The organism is Mycobacterium sp. ITM-2016-00316, from assembly GCF_002968335.2.
Classification (GTDB): Bacteria; Actinomycetota; Actinomycetes; order Mycobacteriales; family Mycobacteriaceae; genus Mycobacterium.
In genome coordinates this window covers 4,053,011-4,076,867 of record NZ_CP134398.1, presented here as the reverse complement: position 1 = coordinate 4,076,867, position 23,857 = coordinate 4,053,011, and the positions used below count along the sequence as shown (strand labels likewise).

Sequence of the window (23,857 nt, the reverse complement as noted above, 5' to 3'; positions counted from 1 at the left end):
GCGTCTCCGGAATGGGCATTGTTGGGGTAGGGATCGACCTGGTGTCGATTCCGGATTTCGCCGAGCAGGTAGACCAGCCTGGCACCGTTTTCGCCGAGACCTTCACGCCGGGGGAGAGGCGCGACGCCGCGGACAAGAGTTCGTCGGCGGCGCGTCACCTCGCGGCGCGGTGGGCGGCCAAGGAAGCGGTGATCAAGGCCTGGTCGGGGTCGCGCTTCTCGAAGCGGCCGATGCTGCCGGAGGGAATCCACCGCGATATCGAGGTGGTCACCGATATGTGGGGCCGCCCGAAGGTGCGGTTGTCCGGTGCCATCGCCGAGCATCTGAAGGACGTGACGATCCATCTGTCGCTGACCCATGAGGCCGACACCGCGGCCGCGGTCGCCATCCTCGAAGCTTGACCTCCACCCCGCGAGCGTGCGTGTCTGAGGCTGGACACGCGCGCTCGCGGGGTCATTGGCCACGCCGGGAGCTCGGACCTACTGCATGGTCACACGTTCCTACATGGCTTCAGTCTGGCCACGGGTTGACCGTGGGAAGCTGAAGTGCTGTACGTGATCCGGCGGTGAGACGTACACAGTTTCAGTTTCGAACGGCGGGGCGCGTGACGTCTTGCGGTCGCTCATGCACGGCGGCCGCGGGCTAGCCTTGAGCCATGACTGATCTCGTCGCCCGCGTCCGTGAGCTGCTGCCCTCGGTGCGCGCCGATCTCGAAGAGCTGGTGCGTATCGAATCGGTGTGGGCGGACCCGGCGCGGCGCCCCGAGGTGCATCGCAGCGCCGAGCTGACATCGAAGTTGTTGGCAGAGGCCGGTTTCAGTGACATCCGCACCGTCAGCGCCGGCGGTGCGCCCGCGGTCATCGCCCGCCACCCCGCACCCGAAGGCGCGCCGACGGTGTTGCTCTACGCCCACCACGACGTGCAACCCGAGGGCAACAGCGCGCAGTGGCATTCGCCGCCCTTCGAACCGACCGAACGTGACGGCCGGCTGTACGGCCGCGGCACCGCCGACGACAAGGCCGGGATCGCAACGCATCTGGCGGCGTTCCGGGCATTCGGCGGGAACCCGCCCGTGGGCATCACCGTCTTCGTCGAGGGCGAGGAGGAGTCCGGGTCGCCGTCACTGCCCGCGCTGTTGGACGCACATCGCGACCTGCTTGCCGCCGACGTCATCATCATCGCCGACTCGGACAACTGGGGTGTCGACATCCCCGCGCTGACCGTGTCGTTGCGCGGGCTGGCCGACTGTGTGGTGGAGGTCGCGACCCTGGACCACGGGCTGCACTCCGGGCTGTGGGGCGGTGTGGTTCCCGACGCGCTGAGCGCGCTGATCCGGGTGCTGGCCAGCCTGCACGATGACGACGGAAACGTCGCCGTCGAGGGCCTGCACGAGGCGACCGCCGCCGAGGTCGAGTTCAGCGAGGCGCGGGTGCGGGCGGACTCCGGCCTGCTCGACGGTGTCCGGCAGATCGGATCCGGCCCGGTGGTGCAACGGATGTGGGCGCGCCCGGCCATCACGGTCATCGGTATCGACACCACGCCGATCGACAAGGCGTCGAACACGCTGGTGCCCAGCGCCCGGGCCAAGGTGAGCATGCGGGTCGCCCCGGGCGGTGACGCCCGGGAGCATCTCGCGGCACTGACCCGGCATCTGGAGGCGCACGCCCCGTGGGGCGCGCGGGTCACCGTCACCCCCGGCGATGTCGGGCAGCCGTATGCCATCGACGCGACCGGCCCGGTGTATGACGCGGCCCGGCAGGCCTTTCAGCTCGCGTGGGGCCGTGCGCCGATCGACATGGGGATGGGCGGGTCGATCCCGTTCATCGCCGAGTTCGCCGCGGCCTTCCCGGACGCCGCGATCCTCGTCACCGGGGTGGAGGATCCGGGCACCCAGGCGCACAGCATCAACGAGAGCCTGCACCTCGGTGTGCTGGAGCGCGCGGCGACCTCGGAGGCGCTGTTCCTGGAGGCGCTGGGTGCTGCCTCAGACCGATAGGTCGCGCCGCAGCTTGGCCACATGCCCGGTGGCCTTCACGTTGTACTGCGCGACCTCCACCACGCCCTTCTCGTCGACCAGGAAGGTCGACCGGATGACACCCTGCACGGTCTTGCCGTACATGGATTTCTCGCCGAACGCGCCCCAGGCGGTCAGCACCTTCTTCTCCGGGTCGGACAGCAGCGGGAAGGTCAGGCCCTCGGCGTCGCGGAACTTGGCCAGCTTCTCGGGCTTGTCGGGGGAGATGCCCACGACATCGAGGCCGGCGTCGTTGAGTTCGGCGAGGCTGTCCCGGAAATCGCAGGCCTGCTTGGTGCAACCCGGGGTCGAGGCCGCCGGGTAGAAGTACACGATCACCTTGCGGCCCGTGAAGTCGGAGAGCTTGACGGTGTTGCCGTCGGCATCGGGGAGGCTGAAGGCGGGTGCCTTGTCGCCGACTGCCAGCCGCGGGGTCTGTGCCATGCGTGGATACGCCTTTCTTTCTCGACCGGGGCAGCGTGGTCGGCTCCGGCTGCTCTAGGGTAATTCGGTACGCCGACGACATGGAGGACACAGTGGCTGATCGGGATCCCGAGGCGATCAAGAAGGACATCGACCAGGCTCGTGATCAGCTGGCCGCGACGGTGGACAGTCTCGCCGTGCGCGCGAATCCTCAGCGCCTCGCCGACGATGCCAAGGCCAAGGTCGTGGCGTTCGTGACGAAGCCGCCGGTTCTGGTGTCGCTGGCAGGCGTGGGCACCGTGGTCGTGGTGCTGGTGATCCGCCGGATCAGGCGCCGCTGACGCTGTTGACGCGGCGGCGACGCGGCCGCAGCCAGTCCGTCAGGGAGAAGGTCGGCGGGTTGGCGGTGCGGCCCAGGCGGCTGCAGCTGATGACCGCGGCGACGCCGTCGAGCGGCGCGCCATCCGGCGTGGCGGCCGAGGAGCTCGGTGCGCTCTGGGCTGGCATCAGCTAATTCCTCGTTTCCTACCTCGGCGGTGCGCTGCATCCGGATCTGCTCGATGTTCAGCTAACTTGACACTAGCACGCGGATGGACGCCGGGCTGAACTTCTCACTGTGCATCTACCTGGAACTTTGCGTTTCAGAGCTACTATTTCGCTCCGTGTCGAGTGCCGGAACTCGTCGATCGGACCTGGTTTCAGCACATCGGCTCAGATTCATGAGAGGTTTGCAGAACTAATTGACGCCACCGTCGGCGGCAACGCTACCCGAGGGTGCGCGGGCGGTGGAACGATTCGGTGTGAATATCGGGTTACGCCGGGCCGATGACCGGCTGATACCAGTACTCGCTCGTGCCGGTCAGCACGGCGCCGACGAGTTCGTCGGTGACCAGGACACCTGGGGCTGCGGGGTTGGCCGGTGTGGCGACCACCGGTTGCGGGGTCAGCGCCCGTGGAGCGTCTTCGATGATGCCGTCGAGCGGAATGGTCGTATCCGGATTGGGTGCGCAATCTGTCCGGTATCGATCTTTGCCGACAAGGAGGTCGGCGATTGCCGAAGCGGTGTGCTGGAGTGGCTCGGACTTGGCGGAGACGCACGGCGCGAATATCTGCGATGCCGCCGGCGACGGGTCGAATGCCGCGGCCGGCGACGCGTCATACAGCAGTGGTTGGGCGATCGTCTCGATGTGGATGCCGCATCCATTCAGCACTGTCACGCCTAGTAGAAGGCAGGGAAGTGTCAATCGATGGCCGATGTTCCGGCGCCGTGTCATCGCTTGTCCTCTCGCCTCGGCACCGTCCCCGCGGGGTGCTGATTCCCAATTCCTCCGTGTTCACCAGCCCCGTCCGGTGCTGGAAATGGCTCGAATTAATTGACGCTAAAGGCAATTCAATGTGCCGGTAATCAATTTGCTGTGTGAATTGTGATCATGACACAGCGTGTCGTGCAATGGCGGGTTTTCGTATCGCTTAGGTTTGACGGTTGCGGATCGGCACGCGCCGTGTCACCGGTCGCGTCGGGTCGCCCTGCCGGTGGCGCGGGCGAGCGCGGCGTCCTCGCCCGCCTTCGTGAGCCGGACGACGAAGATGTCCTCGCGCGCCAGCCGCTCACCGACCGAGGCCGAGGCCACCAGCTCGTCGCCCTCACGGGCCGGCGCCAGATAGTCGATGTGGATGGAACTCACCACGCCGCTGTGGGTGTCGTTGTTGGCCGCCGCGGCCAGCGCGGCGCCGACCACGCTGAACATCAGCGCTCCGTGGGCGGTGCCGTGCGGGTTCAGGTGGTCGGGCCCGACGGTCAGCGTGGCGGTCGCCGCACCATTGCCGAAGTTCTGCACGGCAATGCCGAGGTGGCGGGCGTAGTGGTCGGTCTTTTCCGGTGTACTCATATCAGTGCTTTCTTCTGGACTTTGCCCATCGCATTACGGGGCAGGGCGGATACAAAGCGGACCTCGCGGGGACGCTTGTGCCAGGACAGATCGTCGGCGACGTGGCTGATCAGTCGTTCGGCGAGTTCGTCGCCGGCGGAGTCCGACCCGGTGACGACGAACGCGATGATGCGCTGTCCCAGGTCGTCGTCCGGTGCTCCGACGACCGCCACCTCGGCCACCTCGGGCCGAGCCAGCAAGGACGTCTCGATCTCGCCTGCACCGATCCGGTAGCCGCCGGATTTGATCAGGTCCACCGACTCCCGACCGACGATGCGGTGGAATCCGTGTTCATCGATGGCCGCGAGATCGCCGGTGCCGAACCAGCCGTCCTCGGTCCAGCAGGACGCCGTGATCTCGGGGAGGTTCAGGTAGCCGTCGAAGAGCATCGGGCCGCGCACCTGGAGCCGGCCGATCGATTCGCCGTCGTGCGGTACGGGACCGCCGTCGTCGGCCTGGATCCGGGTCTGCGCGCCGGCGACGGGCCGGCCCACCCAGCCGGGCCGGCGTTCGCCGTCGGCGCGGGTGCTCAGCGTGATCATGGTTTCGGTCATGCCGTAGCGCTCGACGGGGGCGTGGCCGGTCAGCTCCCGCAGCCGCTCGAACACCGGGACCGGTAGCGGCGCACTGCCACTGACCAGCAACCGGGCCGACGACAGTGCCTTCGCCGCCTGCTCGTCGCGGGTGACCCGGGTCCAGACCGTGGGTACACCGAAGTACATGGTGGCGCCGGCCTCGGCGTAGCGCTCGGGGGTGGGCTTGCCGGTGTGCACCAGCCGGGACCCGATGTGCAGCGACCCGAGTACGCCGAGGACCAGGCCATGGGTGTGGAACAACGGCAGGCCGTGGGCCACGGTGTCCTCGGCTGTCCAGCCCCAGGCCTCGGCCAGTGCGTCGAGGCCCGCGGCGATGGCCCGCTGGGTCAGCAACACGCCTTTCGGGGCGCCGGTGGTGCCCGAGGTGTACAGGATCATCGCGACCCGTTGTGGGTCAACCGGATTGAGCGGAGCCCCGTCACCGGCGCTGAGGTCGGGTGCCGCGATCGGCAGTTCGACGCCCGCATAACGGGGTCCGACCCACAGGGTGGCGCCCGAATCCGCGACGATATGGCTCACCTCGGCGTGGCCGACGTCCGGTGGCACTGGCACCACCGGTGTTCCTGCTAGCAGGCAGCCGGTGACGGCGACGACGGTGGTCAGGGTGGGCTCGGCGTTGACGGCCACCACCTGCACACCGCCGCGTGAGCGGATATCGGCCGCGAACGCCCATGCAATGGCACGTAACCGGGTGCGCGACAGCGATTCCCCGTCGATCGTGAGCCAGCGGTCATCGTCGGTGGTGTCATCATCGAGCAACGCGTGCAGAAGGGGCCGGATCATGAGAAGGCCATCCCGGGCAGGATCAGCACCAACGTCAGGACTATCGGGCCGACCACCACCATCGACAGACCCCAACGCGTCAACAGCTTCGTCATCCGTGGCCGGGCCTCTTCATCGACCGTGGTGGCCACATACGTGGCACCGACGGTGGAGAACGGCGAGACGTCGACGATGGAGGCGCACACGCCGATGGCGCAGATCAGCGCCCAGCCCGGGATGCCACCTTCGGCGATCAGCGGAAGTGCCAGGGGGACAAGGGCGGCCAGCATGCCCGTGGTCGAGGCGAAGGCCGAGATCAACCCGGCAGCCGCGCACAGCAGAACGGCTGCCACCAACGGTGAGCCCAGATGAACCGCGCCCTCGCCGAGCAGGTCGACCACGCCCATCTCGGTCAGTACGCCGACGTAGGTGATGATGCCGCCGACGAGAAGCACCGAGCCCCAGTCGATCCGGCTCATCGCCTTCTTGCCCGAGGACGCGTCCAGCAGCGCGGCGATCGCGCCGAGACCGTAGCCCAGCACGCCGATGTCCGGTGTCATCCCGAGCAGGGACATCACCACGACCGCGGCGATCAGCACCAGCATCATGGCGATGGTGAGGATCTGCATGCCGGTCGGGCGCTCTGGCGCGACCAGTTCGTCATCGTTGTTCTCGCCGATATCCAGGGTGGAGCCGCCGTACTGGGGCAACGCCGTCCCGCGGGCGACCATCGCCTCGCTGAACGCCGGCACCGCGGCGTCGAGCCGCTTCTTGCGGCCGAACATCACATAGGCGACGGCCAGTAGCACGAGGTTCAGCGCGACGGCCACTCCGAACAGCAGCAGCGGGCTGAGTGCGATGCCCGCCTCGTTGGCGGTGCCCCAGGTGATGATGCCGAACAGGCTGGTGGGGGCGAACGCGCCGGCGCTCAGGCCTGCACCCATGGCGAGCGCCATCAGCATCGGGTCGATGCCGCGCTTGTGCGCGATGCTCATGCCCATGGGCGCCATCACCAGACCACCGAGGGGTGCGCCCATCGCCGAGATGACGGCGGTCAGCGCGAAGAAGACCGCGGGGAACAGGGCGTCCCGATTGCCGACCCGGGACAGTGCGGCCTGGATGAGCCAGTCGATGGTGCCGTTGCTGTGCGCGATCCCGAAGAAATACGTCACGCCGACCAGCAGCACCAGGATGCTGAGCGGGAACTCGCCGATCACCTCGGTGAGGCTCAGATCGGCGAGCCAGAGCCCGACGACGCAGGCGACCGGGAACATCACGATGCCGATGTTGACGTTGCGGATGGCGGCGATCGCGAACACCGCTATGAAGATCCCGAGAGCGATCAGTTGCGCCGTCATATATTGCACCTCCTGGAGTAGTTCGGTCCGTAGGATGGACCATTGGTTCGTCTGGTAGACCGATGTGCTGTAACCTAGCTCACAAGTGATGAAGGGGGCAACCTTGGCCACAGAAAGCGTGGTGTCGGCGTTCCGGGTCCTCGAAGCGGTCGCCGAGGCGCAACCGGTCGGTCTGTCGGAGTTGGCGCGGACCGTCGGATTACCCAAAAGCACCGTGCAGCGCGTGCTGTTGACGCTGCAGGAGGTCGGCTGGCTGCGACCCACCGAGACGACTCCGACCCGATGGCAACTGACCTACCGCGCGGTCGCGGTGGTCGGCCGTGCCGGCGGCGGGGAGAGTCTGCGTGACATCGCACTTCCGGTGATGAACGAACTGCAGTTGGCGACCACCGAGACGATCCACCTGGCCGCACCGGACGGCGATTCGCTGGTGCTCGTCGAGCGTTTGGACACCTCGCACCGGTTGCGCGCGTTCCTGCCACTGGGGGAGCGGATCGCCCTGCACGCCTCGGCCACCGGCCTGGCGTATCTGTCGGCCTGCGATCAGGACTACCTCGACGATTACCTGGCCGGGCCGCTACCGGCCCAGACGCCCGACACCATCACCGACGCCGACCGCGTTCGGGCCGTGGTCAACGATGTTCGGGAGCGGGGCTATTCGATGAACGTCGGCGGTCTTTCGCTCGGCATCAGCTCACTGGGGGCGCCCATCGTGGGGCCCTCCGGTGTGGTGGCGGCGATGTCGGTGTCGGGGCCGACCAGTCGCATCACCGAGGACCGGTTCGACGAACTCGGGGCGCAGGTCCGTGACGCCGCGGCCAAGATCAGCCGCGCGCTGCGCGGGGAACGGTAACGCGACCGACAACGCCGTCACACGACAGTGTCGATGAACGACCATGTCAATGAACGACAATGCCGACCAACGACAAAAGCCCTGCCGGAGCAGGGCCTTTGTGGTGGTGCGCCGTCAGGGTTTCGAACCCCGGACCCGCTGATTAAGAGTCAGCTGCTCTACCAACTGAGCTAACGGCGCGCGTTGGAGACAATAACAGCACCGACGCTGTGAGGTGAAATCCGCATGACGATCACGGTTCCACCGCTTCGTGGACGGCCGGTTGTCGGAGGTTCCCTTAGACTATTGCCAAGTCTCCGTGATCCCGCGGGTCCTTGTGAAACAAAGTGGAGCAGAACAGATGGTGCAGGTCTCGCCGGTGGGCAGCGCGCGTCGGCGCAAGACATGGCCAATAGTGATCGCGGTGGCGCTGACCACGGTGTTCACGGTGGCCGCGTGCAGCGGTAATCAAGCCCCCGAACAACCGAAGACCATCGCGGACAAGGGCACCCCGTACGGGGATCTGCTGATACCCAAGCTCACCGCGTCGGTCACCAACGGTGCCGTCGGCGTCACCGTCGACGAGCCGGTGACCGTCACCACCGCGGGAGGAGCCCTCGGGCCCGTCAGCCTGACCGACGAGAACGGCGCACCGGTCCCCGGTGAGTTCAGCGCGGACGGACTCACCTGGTCGAGCACCGACCCGCTGGAGTACAACGCCAGCTACACCCTCAACGCGCGCTCCTCGGGCCTCGGCGGCCAGGCCGCCACCCAGGCGACCTTCGAGACGCACTCGCCGGAAAACCTGACGATGCCCTACCTACTGCCCAACGAGGGCGAGGTCGTCGGCGTCGGTCAACCCATCGCGGTCCGCTTCGACGAGAACATCACCAACCGCGCCGCCGCCGAGAAGGCCATCGAGGTCACCACCACCCCCAAGGTGGACGGCGCCTTCTACTGGCTCAACAATCGCGAGGTGCGTTGGCGCCCAGCCGAATACTGGAAGCCGGGCACCAAGGTCAATGTCGAGGTCAACACCTACGGTGTGGAGGTCGGCGACGGCCTGTTCGGCCAGGACAACGTCAGCACCAACTTCACCATCGGCGATCAGGTGATCGCGGTCGCCGATGACGCCACCAAGACGCTGACCGTGCGCCGCAACGGTGAGGTGGTCAAGACGATGCCGATCTCGATGGGCAAGGACAGTTCGCCCACCAACAACGGCGTCTACATCATCGGTGACCGGTATGCCGAGCTGGTGATGGATTCCTCCACGTACGGCGTTCCGGTCAACTCGCCCAACGGGTATCGCACCGAGGTGGACTACGCGACCCAGATGTCCTACAGCGGCATCTATGTGCACGGCGCCCCGTGGTCGGTGGGTAGCCAGGGGTACAGCAATGTCAGCCACGGATGCCTCAACGTGAGCACCTCCAACGCGCTGTGGTTCTACGAGAACACCAAGCGCGGCGACATCGTCGAGGTGGTCGGCACCGTCGGCTCGCAGCTTCCCGGCACCGACGGCCTCGGCGACTGGAACATCCCGTGGACACAGTGGAAGGCCGGCAACGCCAGCACCTGAGTCGTTGAGGGCTAGGTTGCGCAACGCTCCAGTGCGGCAAGCGATTCCTGGATATAGGACGCCGGGAACGGCGGCATGCCGCCGACCTGATCGCGGAAGCTCTGCGGTGTGCCGGTCCAGTCGTAGGTGATCGTCACATCGGTGCCCGCACCGTTGGGCGCCAGGTCATAGCGCCACCACCAGCCACCCGGCTCATGCTCGCCCGCCGCGTTGAGCTGGCCGGGCAGCCAGGCGATGGTGCGGTCGCGCTCGAACTCGGTGACCAGGTTGTGCATGACGTAATGGCCGCCGGCGAACTCCAGGAACATGTTGATCACGAAGATCTGACCGGTCCCGGTGATGGGCTCGGGGTCCACAGCATCGCGTACCCAGTCGCCGGGTTCGGTGTCCTGATGGCGTGCCGGGTCGGCGAGCACATCGAACACCGCTGTCGGGCTCGCCGGGATGGTGCGGGTGACGACGTAGCGCTCCTGGTCGGTCTGGGTGCTCACGCGTGGGCTCCTTCGCCGTAGGCGCGGGCGACATCGGGTGAGTCCAGCCAGTTCGAATAGGTCGGTGACTGGGGCCAGCCGTCGGGGGAGTCCTGCCACACCTCCTGGCGGCCGAAGGGCAGCAGGTCGATGAGCGCGAAGGTGTGGCTGAGCTGTTCGGTGCCGCGGCCGTCGGTGTGCCAGGTGCGGTAGACGGTATCGCCGTCACGGAGGAAGACGTTCACCGCGAAACCCGTGCCGGGAGCGGCGCCGACGTCCGCACCGAAGGAACTCTCCGATGACGAGTACCAGTCCATCGTGTTGCCGACCTTGCGCTTGTAGGCGAGTGCCTCGTCGATGGGCCCGTTGGTGACGATGACGAACCGCGCGTCATAGTTGTCCAGGAATTCCAGCCGGGTGAACTGCGAGGTGAAGCCGGTGCAGCCGCCGCACTGCCACTCCGCGCCGTCGGACCACATGTGGTTGTAGGTGATCAGCTGGGAACGGCCCTCGAAGACGTCGGCCAGTCGCACCGGCCCGTCCGCACCGATCAGGGTGTACTCGGGCAGTTGCACCATCGGCAGCCGGCGGCGCTGCGCCGCGATCGCGTCGAGTTCCCGGGTGGCGGCTTTCTCGCGGCGGCGCAGGTCCTCCAGGGCGGTCTTCCAGGTGGCGGCGTCCACCACGGGCGGTTTCGCGGTCGTCATGAAGAGTCTCCTTTCACAGCGGTTCGTGTCTGTGTAGACCCACTGTGCGGTCCGAACTCATCGCGCGCGGTACTGTCCGACGAACAAAGGGTGTCCTAAGCCCGGATCGACCGAGGGAAAGCGAGCTCTACAGACCATGAGTGGTGAAGGTTCCGATATCGCCGGATTGCGTGTGCTCATTGTCGGTGCCTCTTCGGGGATCGGGCATGCGGTCGCCATCCGCGCGGCGGAGCGCGGCGCCAAGGTGGCGGTGGCCGCGCGTCGAATGGACCTGCTGGAGGCGCTGGCCGAGCAGACCGGTGGCACGGCCTTCGAACTCGACGTCGAGGACCCCGCGGCCATCACCCGGGTGGTGGCCGCTGCCGCGGAGAGCCTGGGCGGCTTCGACGCCGTCGTGTTCACCAGCACCGTGGCCCCGATGGCACACATCGAGGACACCGATATCGCCACCTGGATTCACGCCTTCAACGTCAACACTCTGGGCGCGAACAGTGTGCTGCGGGCGGTGCGGCCGCACCTGTCCGACACCGGTGTCGTGCTGATCACCTCCAGCCACGATGTCGGCCGGCCGCGGGCCGGTGTGGCGGCCTACAACGCCAGCAAGGCGGCGCTCAACGAGATCCTGCACTCCTGGCGCAGCGAGCACCCCGAACTGGCGATCGTGCGGGTCGGTATCGGCCCCACCGAGGACACCGAGATCCTGCGCGGCGCCGACCGGGAACTGCTCTCGCTGCTGTTCAAGTCGTGGACGAAGCACGGCCAGCTGCCCGAGCAGATGTCGGCGCTCAATGACGTTGCCAACACCCTGGTTTCACTGGTGGGCACCGCCTACCTGAACCCCAGCGTGGTGCCCGAGGTCGTGCAGTTGGCGCCCAGGGTGCGGCGGGGTTAGCGCGGACCCCTGAAACGCAAACGGTGGGAGGGCCCGAGGGCCCTCCCACCTGCGCGGGTGGCTGACGGGACTCGAACCCGCGACAGCCAGGATCACAACCTGGTGCTCTACCAACTGAACTACAGCCACCATTGCCGCCGCAGCGGCGTTGACGATCTTAACCGTATCGGGGCCGTTAAGCCGAATCGGATTCCTTCGGCGCGCTGCCCGCCGGCCCGAGCTCGGCCGCGACGGCGGCGATCTCGCTGGTAGTCGGCCCGGGGGCGGCCACGAAGGCGGTCTGCCGGTAGTACTTGAGCTCCTGAATCGACTCGTGGATGTCGGCCAGGGCACGGTGGGCGAGGCCCTTCTCCGGCTGGCCGAAGTAGATGCGCGGGTACCAGCGCCGGCACAGTTCCTTGATGGAGCTGACGTCGATCATCCGGTAGTGCAGGAAGCTGTCCAGCGTCGGCATGTCGCGGGCGATGAACCCGCGGTCGGTGGCGATCGAATTGCCGCACAGCGGAGCGGTATTCGCCGATTTGACGTGACTGCGGATGTAGTCGAGAACCATCTTCTCGGCGGTGGCCATGTCGATGTCGGAGGCCAGCACCTCCTTGTCCAGCCCGGACTTGGCGTGCATCTTCGCCACCACCTCGACCATCCCGGACAGGTCGTCGGGCTCGGCATGGATCACCACGTCGATACCGTCACCGAGCACGTTGAGGTCGGCGTCGGTGACCAACGCCGCAATCTCGATGAGCTTGTCGGACTTCAGGTCGAGCCCGGTCATCTCACAGTCGATCCACACCAGTTCTTCACGCACGGGGATCCACAGTATTCGCACCACCGGCACGTTGCTGCCCGCACCTGCCTGTTCAGTAGTGTCTGGCCCATGACCGCAGAATCGACCGCGACCCCGGCACAGCAGATCGCCGCAGGTTATGCCGTTGAAGGCCAGGCTTTGGAACTGGGCGCCGTCGTCGTCGACGGAGTCGTCGATCCGGGCGCACAGGTGCGGATTCCGTTGGCGATGATCAACCGGCACGGACTGGTCGCCGGGGCGACCGGCACCGGCAAGACCAAGTCCCTGCAGGTGATGGCCGAGCAGCTCTCAGCCGCGGGCGTGCCGGTGCTGATGGCCGATGTGAAGGGCGATCTGTCCGGGCTGTCGCGGCCGGGGGAGGACAACGACAAGATCGCGCAACGCGCGGCAGATACCGGTGACACGTGGGCCGGCACCGCCTACCCGGTGGAGTTCCTGTCGCTGGGCACCGAGGGCATCGGGGTGCCGGTGCGGGCCACCATCACCAGCTTCGGGCCGATTCTGTTGTCAAAGGTGCTGGGGCTCAACGCTACCCAGGAGTCCACGCTCGGGCTGATCTTCCACTGGGCCGACCAGAAGGGCCTGGCCCTGCTGGATCTCAAGGATCTGCGCGCGGTCATCCAGTTCATCACCAGCGATGAGGGCAAGCCCGAACTCAAGGCGCTGGGCGCGGTGTCGACGACGACGGCCGGGGTCATTCTGCGCGCCCTGGTCAACCTGGAGGCCGAGGGTGCCGACACCTTCTTCGGCGAGCCCGAACTGGAGCCCAAGGACCTGATCCGCCTGGACGCGCAGGGCCGCGGTGTCATCTCGCTGCTGGAGCTGGGCGCCCAGGCCGCCCGGCCGGTGATGTTCTCCACCTTCCTGATGTGGGTGCTGGCCGATCTGTTCACCACGCTGCCCGAGGTCGGCGACGTCGACAAACCCAAGCTGGTGTTCTTCTTCGACGAGGCGCACCTGCTGTTCGACGACGCGTCCAAGGCCTTCCTGCAGCAGGTCGAGCAGACCGTGAAGCTCATCCGGTCCAAGGGCGTCGGCGTGTTCTTCTGCACCCAACTGCCCACCGACGTGCCCAACGATGTGCTCAGCCAGCTCGGTGCCCGGGTGCAGCACGCGTTGCGGGCGTTCACCCCCGACGATCAGAAGGCGCTGTCCAAGACGGCGCGCACCTACCCCAAGACCACGGTCTACGACCTGGAGAGTGCGCTGACCTCACTGGGCATCGGGGAGGCCATCGTCACCGTGCTGTCTGAGAAGGGCGCGCCGACGCCGGTGGCGTGGACCCGCATGCGGGCACCGCGTTCACTGATGGACACCATCGGTCCGGACGCCATCAAGGCCGTCGCGGCCGCCAGCCCACTGCAGGCCACCTACGGGCAGACCATCGACCGCGAATCGGCCTATGAACGGCTCACCGCGCGTCTCGCCCCGCCCGAACCCGCGCCGGCGGACCAGTTGCCGCCGCCGCTGCCCACCTCGGGTGGTTCGGCCGAGGCCGGCGGCGCGGTGAAATCGCGCGGCACCGCCGAGCCGAGCCTGCTGGACAAGATGGCTGCCAGCCCGGCGTTCAAGAGTGCGATGCGATCGGCCGGCACGGTGATCGGCCGCGAGATCACCCGCAGCATCTTCGGCACCGGGCGGCGGCGCCGCTGACCGGTAGCGCCGAAACTGTGTTCCAGACGGTCGTTACTCGAACGTCGCCGTCTGGAACACAGTTTCGGCGGGCAGCGACGGCTACTGGCCGCCGAGCTTCTTGTAGACCGCGCCGACGATCGGGGTGACGATGGCCCGCGGTGCGTAGCCGCTGGCCACCGACATCGCCTTGGACGTCAGGCCCGGCACGATGCGCATCTTGTTGGCTTCCAACGCGTCCAGCGACACCTTGGCGGTGTACTCGGTGTCGATCCAGAGGAAGTCCGGGATCAGCCGCTCCACCAGCGACTGCTCGGAGACATCCGGTAGCTCGGTGCGCACGGGGCCCGGCGCCAGCAGCGTGACGTGCACGCCGTCTTTCTTGACCTCACCGCGCAGCGACTCGCTGAAGGTGTTCGCGAAGGCCTTGGTCGCCGCGTAGGTGGCGTTGTTGGGGATCGGGGAGTTGCCCGCCGCCGAGCCCGAGATCAGGATGCCGCCGGCTTTGCGTGCCAGCATGCCGGGCAGCACCGCGAGGCAAAGGTCGTGCACGGCAATGGCATTGAGCTGAACCTGGGCTTTCTCGCCGGCCGGGTCGAGCTTGGCCAGCGGGCCGAAGGTCGCCGTCCCGGCATTGGCGCACAGGATGGAGATGTTGCGGCCGGCGAGCTCGTCGCACAGCACGTCGCGGGCCGCCGGGTCGGCGAGGTCCACCGCCCGCACCTCGACGGTCACACCGTGCCGTTCGGTGATCCGTGCGGCGAGCTCGGTGAGCACCTCGCCGCGGCGTGCGGTGATGATCAGGTGGTGGCCGCGGGCGGCCAGATCGAAGGCCAGGGCCTCACCGATGCCCTGGGAGGCTCCGGTGACGACTGCGCGGGCGTCGGGATGGGGCGCGGGTACAGGCATGGAGAAATCGTAGGGACCATTAGGGTGGCGCCCATGAGCAGCCCCGGGTCGGCGCCAGCTTCGGCCCGGCGGTCACAGATTCTGTCCTGGGTTCTCTACGACTGCGGGGCCACCGGCCTGAACGCCATCGTGGTCACCTTCGTCTTCTCGGTGTATCTGACCAGCGCGGTCGGTGAGGGTCTGCCGGGGGACACCACCCCGGCCAGCTGGCTGGGCCGGGCGCTGACGGTGGCCGGTGTCATCGTGGCGCTGCTGGCGCCGGTGACCGGCATCTGGGTCAACGCCCCGCACCGTCGCCGTCGCGCACTCGCCCTGCTGACCAGCGTCGTGGTGATCCTGGCGGCCTCGATGAGCCTGATCCGGGCGGACTACCGGTATCTGTTCGCCGGGCTGGCTCTGCTGGCCCTGGCGGCGGCGTGCAATGACCTGGCCACCGTGCCCTACAACGCGATGCTCAGTCAGCTCACGACACCGCAGAACTCCGGTCGGGTATCCGGTGCGGGCCTGGCGGTCGGCTATGCCGGCACCGTCGGATTGCTGCTGATCGTCTACGTGGCCTTCATCTCCGGCGACGGCGGCGTCCTCGGGCTGCCCACCGACGACGGACAGAACGTCAGTGCCGCGATGCTGCTCACGGCGGTCTGGTTCGCCGCGTTCGCGGCGCCCCTGCTGCTGAGGGCGCCGTCGCCGCCGGCCGACGAGAACTACCGTGCCATCGGCTTCTTCGCCTCCTACCGGGTGCTGTGGACGGAGGTGAAAAGCGAATGGCGGCGCGATCGCAACGTCGTCTACTACCTGATCGCCAGCGCGGTCTTCCGGGACGGGCTCACCGGGGTGTTCACCTTCGGGGCGGTGCTGGGGGTCAACGTGTACGGCATCTCACCGGCCAGCGTGCTGCTGTTCGGGGTCTGCGCATGTCTGGTGGCGGCCATCGGGGCGGTGGCCGGTGGGCTGCTCGATGATCGGTTCGGCGCCAAGCCTGTCATCGTCTGCGCGCTGACGTTGATGATCGCGGTCGGGCTGACGTTGATGACGCTGTCCGGGCAGCTGGCGTTCTGGATCTGCGGGCTGCTGCTGTGCCTGTTCATCGGCCCGACCCTGTCGGCGGCGCGCACCCAGATGCTTCGGATGTCCACCGAGGGCAAGGAGGGCGTCGCGTTCGGCCTCTACACGACGACCGGCCGCGCGGCCGCCCCGCTGGCGCCGTGGCTGTTCTTCGTGTTCATCGACGCCTTCGGCACCGATCGCGCCGGCATGGGTGGGCTGTGCGTGGTGCTGGCGCTGGGTCTGTTCTTGATGCTGGGCGTGCGCACCCGACCTGCCGCCCAACCGGTTTAGCCGATCGGGCTGCAGATCGTCAGACCGGATCCGGTGCGCTGCTGAATCTCGGCGCCGTCGATGCTGATCGAGCAGTTGACCTCGCGCCCGACGTTGATGATGGTGACGCTGGCCGACCGTTTGGCCGGCTGGGCCAGATTGACCGTCTTGCTCCACGGCAGCAGCACGTTGAACTCGGTCTGCAGCACACCTCCGTCATCGACGTAGGTGACGTTGATGGCCCGCCCCTCGCCGGTGACGTTGTAGGTCACGCTTTCGGTGGCGCCGGGCACCGTCGACCCGCCTGGGACCGACGGTGTCGTGGTGGTCGTCGGGGCGGGACGGCTGGTGGTGGTCGGGCGGCGTGTGGTGGTCGGCGGGGCGGTGCTCAGCGTCGGCTCGGCGATGCTGGGCTCGGACAGGGTGGGCACCGGGGCGACGACGGTCTGCTGCTGGGAGCTGTTCACGATCACCAGCGCGATGACCAGGCCGATGACGGTGACCACGGCGACGGCGGCGACGATCCACAACCAGCGCGGTGTGCCGGGGGGTTCCGGCGGTGGGGCGCCCGGTGGCGGCGGTGGTCCGCCGTAGGAACCGCCGCCGTACTGGTCGTATCCGTATGCCGGATACGACGGCAGCTGCTCGGTGGGGCGCACGCCGTACGGGGGCTGACCCGAGTAGGCGGGATCCGAGTAGCCCGAATATCCGGAATGGCCACCGTCGAGCCGCTGCGTCGGCTCGTCTCTGCGTGGAGAATCGGTCATTGCCACCTCATGTGCTCACACGCTACCCGCGTGGGCTGGGAATCGGTGCCGACCGATCGGTCGCTGTGCCCGAGCGCAACTCAGCGCGCGGCCGCCAGGGCCGCGACGGTCATGGCGCGCAGGATGCTCCGCGAGGCATGGTCTGTACTGGGCATTTTGACGCTGTGCGGGGTGGAGTTGAGCAGGCCGAAGACGGCGTGCGCCTTGAGTCGGGCCTCGGCCTCGTCCAGGCGAGCATCGGCCTGCCGCAGCACGTCGACCCAGATCTCGACGTATTGCCGCTGCGCCTTGCGGACCTGGCGTTTGGCCGCGGACGGGAGGTGGCCCAGGTCGCGGTCCTGGATGCGGATCAGGTCCGATTCGCCGAGCACGAAGTCGAGGTGGAAGTCGATCAGTCCGTCCAGCGCGGCTCCGGCGTCGGCGGAGTCCGCGACCACCTCGCGGGCCCCGGCGAGCAGCCGGGTGCTGATGCCGACCAGCAGTTCGACCAGCAGTGCTTCCTTGTTGGGGAAGTGCCGGTAGATCGCCGGCCCGCTGACCCCCGCCGCGGCGCCGATGTCCTCCAGCCGGACCGACAGGTAGCCGTGTTCGGCGACCAGCCGTTCCGCGGCGGCGATGAGTTGGGTCCTGCGATCGGATTTGGCCCTGCTGCGCGGAGTCTCAGTGTTCATGCCCGGCTCCGTCCCGCCCATAGACATTTGAGTTAGTGGCAATTAACATCGTATGAGTTAGTCGCCATTAACTCAAGTGGAACGGTTCATCGATGACACATCGCGACGCGCACGTCGCCCTGGTGACCGAACTGCGCGCCAAACTGGCGGCAGTTGCGCTGGGTGGCCCGGAGAAGGCCCGAGAACGCCATGTCGGACGCGGGAAATTGCTCCCGCGCGAGCGGGTGGACGGACTGCTCGACCCGGGCAGCCCGTTCCTCGACGTGGCGCCGCTGGCCGCCGACGGCATGTACGACGACGACTGCCCGGGTGCGGGAATGATCGCGGGCATCGGCCGGGTGTCGGGGCGCGAATGCATGATTGTGGCCAACGATGCGACGGTCAAGGGCGGCACCTACTACCCGATCACCGTGAAGAAGCACCTGCGCGCCCAGGAGATCGCCGCGCAGAACCGGTTGCCGTGTCTCTATCTGGTGGACTCCGGTGGGGCGTTCCTGCCGCGCCAGGACGAGGTGTTCCCCGACCGCGAACACTTCGGCCGGATCTTCTTCAACCAGGCCACCATGAGCGCGCAGGGCATCCCGCAGATCGCCGCCGTGCTCGGATCCTGCACCGCCGGTGGCGCCTATGTGCCTGCCATGAGCGATGAGGCCGTCATCGTGCGCAACCAGGGCACCATCTTCCTCGGCGGCCCGCCGCTGGTGAAGGCCGCGACCGGCGAGGTGGTGACCGCCGAGGAACTCGGCGGCGGTGACCTGCACTCCAAAACCTCCGGCGTGACCGACCATCTGGCACACGACGACCGCGACGCGCTACGCATCGTGCGCCGCATCGTCGGCACGTTCGGGCCCCGGCAGGACCCGCCGTGGGAGGTGCGGCCCACCGTCGCGCCGATCGCCGATCAGTCCGAGCTCTATGACGTGGTGCCGGTGGATTCCCGGGTGCCCTACGACGTGCACGAGGTGATCACCCGCGTCGTCGATGGTGGCGAGTTCCAGGAGTTCAAGGCCGAATACGGCACCACGCTGGTGACCGGGTTCGCGCGCATCCACGGCCATCCCGTCGGCATCATCGCCAACAACGGCGTGCTGTTCGGGGAGTCGGCCGTCAAGGGCGCGCACTTCATCGAGCTGTGCGACAAACGCAGTACCCCGCTGGTGTTCCTGCAGAACATCGCCGGGTTCATGGTGGGCCGCGACTACGAGGCCGGGGGCATCGCCAAACACGGCGCCAAGATGGTCACCGCGGTGGCCTGCGCGCGGGTGCCCAAGCTGACGGTGGTGATCGGTGGTTCCTACGGTGCGGGCAACTACTCGATGTGCGGTCGGGCGTATTCGCCGCGGTTCCTGTGGATGTGGCCCAATGCCCGAATCTCGGTGATGGGCGGTGAGCAGGCCGCCTCGGTGCTGGCCACCGTGCGCGGTGACATGACACCGGAGCAGGAGGAGGCGTTCAAGGCCCCCATCCGCGAACAGTACGAACACCAGGGCAACCCGTACTACTCGACCGCCCGGCTCTGGGATGACGGTGTGATCGACCCCGCCGACACCAGAACCGTGCTGGGACTTGCCCTGTCAGTTGTCGCACAGGCTCCGCTGGAGCCGGTGTCCTACGGCGTCTTCAGGATGTGAGGGACGTGTTCAAGACTCGGGGCGAGCGGAGCGGCGGGATGTTCAACACTCGGGGCGAGCGGAGCGACGGGATGTTCAACACTCGGGGCGAGCGGAGCGACGGGATGTTCAACACAGTTTTGGTCGCCAACCGCGGTGAGATCGCGGTACGGGTCATCCGCACCCTGCGCGATATGGGTATCCGTTCGGTCGCGGTGTACAGCGATGCCGACGCCGGTGCGCGGCACGTCCGTGAGGCCGACACCGCGGTGCGCATCGGGCCGGCTCCGGCACGTCAGAGCTATCTCGACATCGAGGCCATCGTCTCGGCCGCGCGGCGCACCGGAGCCCAGGCGGTGCATCCCGGATACGGATTCCTGGCCGAAAACGCCGAATTCGCGGCCGCCCTGCACGCCGCGGGCATCGTGTTCATCGGTCCGCCGGTGGCGGCGATCAAGACCATGGGGGACAAGATCGCGGCCAAGGCGGCGGTCTCGGAGTTCGATGTGCCGGTGGTGCCTGGTATTTCGCGACCGGGTCTGACCGATGACGATCTGATCGCCGGGGCGCCCCGGGTTGGCTTCCCGGTCCTGGTCAAACCGTCGGCCGGCGGCGGGGGAAAGGGTATGCGCGTCGTGCACGACGCGGCAGAACTTCCGGCGGCGCTGACAAGTGCGCGCCGCGAGGCGGCATCGGCGTTCGGTGACGACACGCTGTTCCTGGAGCGGTTCGTGTTGCGCCCCCGCCATATCGAGGTGCAGGTGCTCGCCGACGGACATGGCAACGTGATCCATCTCGGGGAGCGGGAGTGCAGCCTGCAGCGCCGTCATCAGAAGGTCATCGAGGAAGCGCCCTCGCCGCTGCTGGACGCGGCGACTCGCGCCCGCATCGGCGAGGCCGCCTGCAACACCGCGCGCAGCGTCAACTACACCGGCGCCGGGACCGTCGAGTTCATCGTGTCCGCCGATGCCCCCGACGAGTTCTTCTTCATGGAGATGAACACCCGCCTGCAGGTCGAACACCCGGTGACCGAACTGGTCACCGGCGTGGATCTCGTTGCCCAGCAGGTCCGTATCGCCGCCGGCGCCGAACTCGGGATCGCCCAGACCGACATCATGCTGACGGGCCATGCGATCGAGGCCCGGGTGTACTCCGAGGATCCCGGAAACGGTTTCCTGCCTACCGGCGGCACGGTGCTGGACGTGGTCGAACCTGCCGACGCGCGGGTCGATTCGGGGATCTACCCGGGCACCGTGGTGGGCAGTGACTACGACCCCATGCTGGCCAAGGTCATCGCCTACGGTGAGGACCGGAACGCGGCACTGCGCGGTCTGGACCGTGCGCTGATCGAGACCGCGGTGCTGGGTGTGACCACCAATATCGACTTCCTGCGGTTCCTGCTCGCCGATGAGGATGTCGCCGCCGGCCGGCTGGACACCGGCTTACTGGACCGGCGCACCCCCGATTACGTTGCGCCCCAACCCACCGACGAGGAATTGGTCGCCGCTGCCACCTACCGCTGGCTGGACACCTGGGCGGCGGCGGACGGCAATCTGTGGTCGGTGCCCTCGGGCTGGCGCACCGGTACAGCCGCGCCGACGGTCATCCGGCTCGGCGCCGGCGCGCGGGTAGATCATGTCCGCATCACCGGCACCCCCGCGTCCGCGACCGCTGAGGTCGAACACGGCGCGACCTATCGGTTCAGCGCGGGGCGCCGAGGCCGGCTGCTGAACCTCACCGTCGACGACATCGGCGTCGAGTACGTGGCGGCCGCCGAGGGCGGGTATGTCTGGCTGGCCGGGCCGAAGCGCACCATCGCGGTACACGAGGTGCGTGAGGCGCCGGTGCGTCCCGATGACGAACACGCCGGTGATGCCGAACTGCTCAGCCCGATGCCGGGTTCTGTTGTCGCCACCGGCGTCACCGACGGCGCCGATGTCACCTCGGGCACCGTCGTGGTCACGGTGGAGGCCATGAAGATGGAACACGCGTTGTCCGCCCCCGTCGACGGGGTGGTCGAACTTCTCGTCGCCGTGGGCGATCAGGTCAAGGTGGGCCAGCCGCTGGCCCGAATCACCGCAGCAAAGGAGACTCAGCAATGAGCGATTATCTGTCCACGGGCGCACTGCCCGACGACTACGCACAGCTGGCCAAGACGGTGCGCGATTTCGCGCAGAGCGTCGTCGCACCCGTGGCGGCCAAACACGATGAAGAACACAGCTTCCCGTACGACGTCGTGGCCGGGATGGCCGAGATGGGGCTGTTCGGCCTGCCTTTCCCCGAGGAGTACGGCGGCATGGGTGGGGACTACTTCGCGCTCTGCCTAGCGCTGGAGGAACTGGGCAAGGTCGACCAGAGTGTGGCCATCACCCTGGAGGCCGGCGTCTCGCTGGGCGCGATGCCGGTGTACCGGTTCGGCAATGACGCACAGAAAGAAGAATGGCTGCCGCTGCTGGCCAGCGGTAAGGCGCTCGGCGCCTTCGGGCTCACCGAGGCGGGCGGGGGCAGCGACGCCGGCGCCACCAAGACCACTGCCAAAGCCGACGGCGGTGACTGGGTCATCAACGGCTCCAAGCAGTTCATCACCAACTCCGGTACCGACATCACCAAGCTGGTTACCGTCACCGCCGTCACCGGGGAAACCGGCACCGGCAAGAAGGAGATCTCGTCCATTCTGGTGCCGGTGCCCACCAAGGGATTCACCGCCGAACCCGCCTACAACAAGGTCGGCTGGAACGCCTCGGACACCCACCCGTTGAGCTTCGACGATGTCCGGGTGCCCCGGGAGAACCTGCTCGGTGAACGCGGCCGCGGCTACGCCAACTTCCTGCGCATCCTCGATGAGGGCCGCATCGCGATCGCCGCGCTGTCGGTCGGCGCGGCGCAGGGCTGTGTGGACGAAAGCGTGAAATACGCCAAGGAACGCGAGGCGTTCGGCGCCGCGATCGGCAGCTACCAGGCCATCGCCTTCAAGATCGCCCGCATGGAGGCCCGCGCCCACATAGCCCGCACCGCCTATTACGACGCCGCCGCGCTGATGTTGGCGGGCAAGCCGTTCAAGAAGGCCGCGTCGATCGCCAAGCTGGTGGCCAGTGAAGCCGCCATGGACAACTCACGCGATGCCACCCAGATCTTCGGCGGCTACGGCTTCATGAACGAGTACTCGGTGGCCCGTCATTACCGGGACTCCAAGATCCTCGAGATCGGCGAAGGAACGACCGAAGTGCAACTGATGCTGATCGGACGGGAGCTCGGACTGTGACCGACACGCCCAAACGCATTGTCGAGCAACGTGGCCTCTGGTTCGAGGAGTTCGAAACCGGTGTGCTGTACCGGCACAAGCCGGGCCGCACCATCACCGAGGCCGACAACGTCCTGTTCACCACGCTGACCATGAACACCCAGGCACTGCATCTGGATGCCGCGTTCTCCGATGCGCTGCCGCCGTTCCACCAGCGGCTGGTGAACTCGATGTTCACGCTGTCGACGCTGGTCGGGTTGTCGGTCACCCAGCTGACCCAGGGCACCATCGTCGGCAACCTCGGCTTCTCCGATATCGCCTTCCCCAAACCGCTGTTCCACGGCGACACCCTCTACGCCGAGTCCGAAGTGGTCGACAAGCGGGAGTCCAAGAGCCGGCCCGGTGAAGGTATCGTCACCTTCGCGCACACCGGCCGCAATCAGCACGGCGATATCGTGGCGACCGCATCGCGAAAGACCATGGTGCGCAAGAAACCTCAGGAGGCCTAGTGCCGCTCGACAATATCGGTCCGGCGTGGATCTTCTGCCCGGCCGATCGTCCGGAACGATTCGAGAAGGCTGCGGCTGCAGCCGATGTCGTCATCCTCGATCTGGAGGACGGCGCCGGTGACAAGCCGGCCGCGCGTGCGGCCATCGTCGACACGCCGCTGGACCCGTCCCGCACCGTCATCCGGATCAACCCGCACGGCACCGAGGACCAGCGGCTCGACCTGGAGGCGCTGCAGCGCACCGCCTATACGACCGTCATGTTGCCCAAGTGCGAGGCCGCCGAGCAGGTGAGCGCGCTGGCGCCGCTGGAGGTGGTGCTCATCGTGGAGACGCCGCTCGGTGCGCTCACGGTCGCCGACACCGCGGCCGTCGCCAACACGATCGGGGTGATGTGGGGTGCCGAGGATCTGTTCGGCTCGCTGGGCGGGACGCTGAACCGTTTCCCCGATGGCTCCTACCGCGGCGTGGCCCTGCATGTCCGCTCGCAGTCACTGCTGGCCGCCAAGGCCCATGGCAAGCTCGCGCTCGATTCGGTCTACATCGACATCAAGGATCTCGACGGGCTGCGCCGGGAGACCGACGACGCCGTCGCCGTCGGCTTCGACATCAAGGTCGCTCTGCACCCGACCCAGGTCACGGTCATCCGGGAGGGCTATGCACCCTCGGACGACCAGGTCGACTGGGCACGACACGTCCTGGCCGCCGCGACGAACCAGCGGGGCGCATTCGCTTTCGAGGGCATAATGGTGGATGCCCCGGTACTGCGGCGGGCGGAGCGGATCGTCCAGCTTGCGCCTCACCCCGGTAGCTAGCCGGCGCCCCTGACCAGGGG

The 23,857-nt window shown here is 67.4% G+C and carries 25 protein-coding genes and 2 tRNA genes; 13 read left to right on the top strand and 14 right to left on the bottom strand.

What is annotated here, in order from left to right; all coding sequences use genetic code 11:
- Positions 1-11 precede the first annotated feature (11 nt).
- Positions 12-401: a holo-ACP synthase gene (locus tag C6A86_RS19570; RefSeq protein WP_067994998.1), complete on the top strand. Its 390-nt coding sequence runs from the start codon at positions 12-14 to the stop codon at positions 399-401.
- Between the two features lie 254 nt (positions 402-655).
- Complete coding sequence (locus C6A86_RS19565) at positions 656-1,996, top strand: dipeptidase (protein ID WP_105365370.1); 1,341 nt, start codon at positions 656-658, stop codon at positions 1,994-1,996.
- Here C6A86_RS19565 and bcp read toward each other — a convergent pair.
- Positions 1,985-2,458 (bottom strand): thioredoxin-dependent thiol peroxidase, encoded by a 474-nt coding sequence (bcp, locus tag C6A86_RS19560; RefSeq protein WP_105365371.1) that lies wholly within the window; start codon positions 2,456-2,458, stop codon positions 1,985-1,987. The two genes, C6A86_RS19565 and bcp, sit on opposite strands and share 12 nt — an antisense overlap.
- A gap of 92 nt (positions 2,459-2,550) precedes the next feature.
- Between bcp and C6A86_RS19555 the strand changes: the two genes are divergently transcribed.
- Positions 2,551-2,778 carry a DUF3618 domain-containing protein gene (locus C6A86_RS19555; RefSeq protein ID WP_105365392.1) on the top strand — a complete coding sequence of 76 codons (228 nt, stop codon included), beginning with the start codon at positions 2,551-2,553 and terminating at the stop codon, positions 2,776-2,778.
- On the opposite strand, the gene C6A86_RS19550 is transcribed toward C6A86_RS19555, so the two are convergent.
- From C6A86_RS19550 to C6A86_RS19530, 5 genes are all read right to left on the bottom strand, one after another.
- Positions 2,765-2,944 (bottom strand): hypothetical protein, encoded by a 180-nt coding sequence (locus tag C6A86_RS19550; RefSeq protein ID WP_105365372.1) that lies wholly within the window; start codon positions 2,942-2,944, stop codon positions 2,765-2,767. The two genes, C6A86_RS19555 and C6A86_RS19550, sit on opposite strands and share 14 nt — an antisense overlap.
- Before the next feature lie 305 nt (positions 2,945-3,249).
- Positions 3,250-3,654 (bottom strand): hypothetical protein, encoded by a 405-nt coding sequence (locus C6A86_RS19545; protein WP_142407063.1) that lies wholly within the window; start codon positions 3,652-3,654, stop codon positions 3,250-3,252.
- A 288-nt stretch (positions 3,655-3,942) separates the two neighbouring features.
- On the bottom strand, positions 3,943-4,326 hold the full coding sequence (locus C6A86_RS19540) for a hotdog fold thioesterase (RefSeq protein ID WP_105365374.1): 384 nt from the start codon (positions 4,324-4,326) through the stop codon (positions 3,943-3,945).
- Complete coding sequence (locus C6A86_RS19535) at positions 4,323-5,744, bottom strand: acyl-CoA synthetase (protein ID WP_105365375.1); 1,422 nt, start codon at positions 5,742-5,744, stop codon at positions 4,323-4,325. Before C6A86_RS19535 ends, C6A86_RS19540 begins: the two co-directional genes overlap by 4 nt.
- Positions 5,741-7,081 carry an SLC13 family permease gene (locus tag C6A86_RS19530; RefSeq protein ID WP_233213176.1) on the bottom strand — a complete coding sequence of 447 codons (1,341 nt, stop codon included), beginning with the start codon at positions 7,079-7,081 and terminating at the stop codon, positions 5,741-5,743. The genes C6A86_RS19535 and C6A86_RS19530 overlap by 4 nt, the downstream gene beginning before the upstream one ends.
- A gap of 103 nt (positions 7,082-7,184) precedes the next feature.
- Here C6A86_RS19530 and C6A86_RS19525 point away from each other — a divergent pair, with 103 nt between their 5' ends.
- The gene (locus C6A86_RS19525; protein WP_105365393.1) at positions 7,185-7,934 is read left to right on the top strand and encodes an IclR family transcriptional regulator; all 750 of its coding nucleotides are present in this window, start codon (positions 7,185-7,187) and stop codon (positions 7,932-7,934) included.
- A gap of 104 nt (positions 7,935-8,038) precedes the next feature.
- On the opposite strand, the gene C6A86_RS19520 is transcribed toward C6A86_RS19525, so the two are convergent.
- A tRNA-Lys gene (locus C6A86_RS19520) sits at positions 8,039-8,114 on the bottom strand.
- A gap of 160 nt (positions 8,115-8,274) precedes the next feature.
- Between C6A86_RS19520 and C6A86_RS19515 the strand changes: the two genes are divergently transcribed.
- On the top strand, positions 8,275-9,495 hold the full coding sequence (locus C6A86_RS19515; protein ID WP_105365377.1) for an Ig-like domain-containing protein: 1,221 nt from the start codon (positions 8,275-8,277) through the stop codon (positions 9,493-9,495).
- Positions 9,496-9,506: 11 nt separating this feature from the next.
- On the opposite strand, the gene C6A86_RS19510 is transcribed toward C6A86_RS19515, so the two are convergent.
- A complete protein-coding gene (locus C6A86_RS19510) occupies positions 9,507-9,986 on the bottom strand; it encodes an SRPBCC family protein (RefSeq protein ID WP_105365378.1) in 480 nt (159 codons plus the stop codon).
- Positions 9,983-10,672, bottom strand: coding sequence for a DUF899 family protein (locus tag C6A86_RS19505; RefSeq protein ID WP_105365379.1), 690 nt, complete (start codon positions 10,670-10,672; stop codon positions 9,983-9,985). Before C6A86_RS19505 ends, C6A86_RS19510 begins: the two co-directional genes overlap by 4 nt.
- A 136-nt stretch (positions 10,673-10,808) precedes the next feature.
- Between C6A86_RS19505 and C6A86_RS19500 the strand changes: the two genes are divergently transcribed.
- Positions 10,809-11,564 (top strand): SDR family oxidoreductase, encoded by a 756-nt coding sequence (locus tag C6A86_RS19500; protein WP_105365380.1) that lies wholly within the window; start codon positions 10,809-10,811, stop codon positions 11,562-11,564.
- A gap of 56 nt (positions 11,565-11,620) precedes the next feature.
- Here the strand turns inward: C6A86_RS19500 and C6A86_RS19495 are convergent.
- Both C6A86_RS19495 and orn read right to left on the bottom strand, forming a co-directional pair.
- A tRNA-His gene (locus C6A86_RS19495) sits at positions 11,621-11,693 on the bottom strand.
- A 46-nt stretch (positions 11,694-11,739) separates the two neighbouring features.
- The gene (gene orn / locus C6A86_RS19490; RefSeq protein ID WP_199196357.1) at positions 11,740-12,369 is read right to left on the bottom strand and encodes an oligoribonuclease; all 630 of its coding nucleotides are present in this window, start codon (positions 12,367-12,369) and stop codon (positions 11,740-11,742) included.
- 69 nt (positions 12,370-12,438) lie between these two features.
- Here orn and C6A86_RS19485 point away from each other — a divergent pair, with 69 nt between their 5' ends.
- Complete coding sequence (locus tag C6A86_RS19485; RefSeq protein WP_105365381.1) at positions 12,439-14,022, top strand: helicase HerA-like domain-containing protein; 1,584 nt, start codon at positions 12,439-12,441, stop codon at positions 14,020-14,022.
- A gap of 81 nt (positions 14,023-14,103) precedes the next feature.
- On the opposite strand, the gene cmrA is transcribed toward C6A86_RS19485, so the two are convergent.
- Positions 14,104-14,910: a mycolate reductase gene (gene cmrA / locus C6A86_RS19480; protein ID WP_105365382.1), complete on the bottom strand. Its 807-nt coding sequence runs from the start codon at positions 14,908-14,910 to the stop codon at positions 14,104-14,106.
- Between the two features lie 33 nt (positions 14,911-14,943).
- On the opposite strand from cmrA, the gene C6A86_RS19475 reads away from it, so the two are divergent.
- On the top strand, positions 14,944-16,248 hold the full coding sequence (locus C6A86_RS19475) for an MFS transporter (protein WP_105365383.1): 1,305 nt from the start codon (positions 14,944-14,946) through the stop codon (positions 16,246-16,248).
- Here the strand turns inward: C6A86_RS19475 and C6A86_RS19470 are convergent.
- Positions 16,245-16,994 (bottom strand): MmpS family transport accessory protein, encoded by a 750-nt coding sequence (locus C6A86_RS19470; protein WP_142407064.1) that lies wholly within the window; start codon positions 16,992-16,994, stop codon positions 16,245-16,247. The genes C6A86_RS19475 and C6A86_RS19470 overlap by 4 nt on opposite strands.
- A gap of 80 nt (positions 16,995-17,074) precedes the next feature.
- Entirely contained in the window at positions 17,075-17,692 is a 618-nt protein-coding gene (locus C6A86_RS19465; RefSeq protein ID WP_396833888.1) for a TetR/AcrR family transcriptional regulator, read from the bottom strand.
- Positions 17,693-17,757: 65 nt separating this feature from the next.
- On the opposite strand from C6A86_RS19465, the gene C6A86_RS19460 reads away from it, so the two are divergent.
- The 5 genes from C6A86_RS19460 to C6A86_RS19440 all read left to right on the top strand — a co-directional run bounded on the left by C6A86_RS19460 (position 17,758) and on the right by C6A86_RS19440 (position 23,837).
- Positions 17,758-19,296 carry a carboxyl transferase domain-containing protein gene (locus C6A86_RS19460; RefSeq protein ID WP_105365385.1) on the top strand — a complete coding sequence of 513 codons (1,539 nt, stop codon included), beginning with the start codon at positions 17,758-17,760 and terminating at the stop codon, positions 19,294-19,296.
- Positions 19,297-19,400: 104 nt separating this feature from the next.
- On the top strand, positions 19,401-21,377 hold the full coding sequence (locus C6A86_RS19455) for a biotin carboxylase N-terminal domain-containing protein (RefSeq protein WP_105365397.1): 1,977 nt from the start codon (positions 19,401-19,403) through the stop codon (positions 21,375-21,377).
- Complete coding sequence (locus C6A86_RS19450) at positions 21,374-22,537, top strand: acyl-CoA dehydrogenase family protein (protein ID WP_105365386.1); 1,164 nt, start codon at positions 21,374-21,376, stop codon at positions 22,535-22,537. Before C6A86_RS19455 ends, C6A86_RS19450 begins: the two co-directional genes overlap by 4 nt.
- Positions 22,534-23,025, top strand: coding sequence for a MaoC family dehydratase (locus tag C6A86_RS19445; protein WP_105365387.1), 492 nt, complete (start codon positions 22,534-22,536; stop codon positions 23,023-23,025). Before C6A86_RS19450 ends, C6A86_RS19445 begins: the two co-directional genes overlap by 4 nt.
- The gene (locus C6A86_RS19440; RefSeq protein ID WP_105365388.1) at positions 23,025-23,837 is read left to right on the top strand and encodes a CoA ester lyase; all 813 of its coding nucleotides are present in this window, start codon (positions 23,025-23,027) and stop codon (positions 23,835-23,837) included. Before C6A86_RS19445 ends, C6A86_RS19440 begins: the two co-directional genes overlap by 1 nt.
- Positions 23,838-23,857: the final 20 nt, after the last annotated feature.